The sequence below is a fragment of the Vibrio sp. 1727 genome, from assembly GCF_033344415.1.
GTDB classification, from domain to species: Bacteria; Pseudomonadota; Gammaproteobacteria; order Enterobacterales; family Vibrionaceae; genus Vibrio; species Vibrio alginolyticus.
This window is the reverse complement of the sequence record NZ_JAWPOT010000115.1, coordinates 1-948: the sequence shown is the minus strand read 5'-3', so window position 1 is coordinate 948 and position 948 is coordinate 1. Positions and strand designations below refer to the sequence as shown.

General features: G+C 48.5%; 1 protein-coding gene. It reads right to left on the bottom strand.

Annotated features, from left to right (window positions below; translation table 11 throughout):
* Positions 1-153: 153 nt before the first annotated feature.
* The coding region (locus tag R8O10_RS24200; protein ID WP_318191819.1) for an iron-siderophore ABC transporter substrate-binding protein at positions 154-948 on the bottom strand (795 nt) is incomplete at its 5' end.

Genomic DNA, 948 nt, shown 5'->3' with positions numbered 1-948 from the left:
TCTGCATAAAGAAAACATCACGAAATTCGCTGGCGCTTTTTGGTTGAGTGAACAACTGCCATTGTTCACTCAACGACAAGCTCGTATCAATTTGTAAGCTCAATAGGCTAAGCAACGCAATCAGCGCGACATAGCCAATGTACGGTTTCGTTCTCATTGTTTTGGTGCCAGTTCAATTAAGCTGTCGGTAATGGCTTCTGCCATGTATTGCAAAGACATCGCGCCGCCGTAGGCCCACACCGCTCTTACCGAATTTACGCGCTGTTTTTTCACGAATGGCATCGCTTGCCAAAGTGGTGAGCTGTTCAACTTGCTCTCTTGCGGGAAAGGCTGCACGTAAAGTACGTAGCTTTGTTCAAGGTTTTGTAAGCGGTTGATGCGATCTTGTTTGATGCCCCAAGCGCGCGCAGAAACTTTGATAGGGTTGGTTAACCCAAGCTGCTCAACCACATAGTCAGTGGTCGAATTTTCCGTTGATAGCAGAACAGAATTGGGTGTCGAGAAGCGCATCACCAACACGTCTAATGGGGCAGAATAATGCTGACGAATCTTGTCACGCAGTTGTTTGAATGAGTCATTGAGTTTTGCCAGTTTTTGTTCCGCTAACTCTTGTTTATCAAACAGCGCACCTAGCGTACGAAAATGCTTGATTGCGGTTTGAGCCGCGGCTTCGTTTTGCGAAAAATTCGGCAAATACACCACCGGCGCGATTTGTCTGAGCAGGGGAATCAAATCTTGCTGGGGAGAAGCTGCTAGGATCACATCGGGTTTCAAACTCGCGATTTTCTCTAAATTAGGTTCGGCGCGTGTGCCGATATCCTCAATGGATTCTGGTGCGTAAGGATTCACCACCCACTGGCGGTAACCCGGCAAGTTAGGCGCCGCAATGGGCTCGATGTCCAACGCGAGCACTTGTTCCAAAATGTCCCAGTTGAGAACCACGACGCG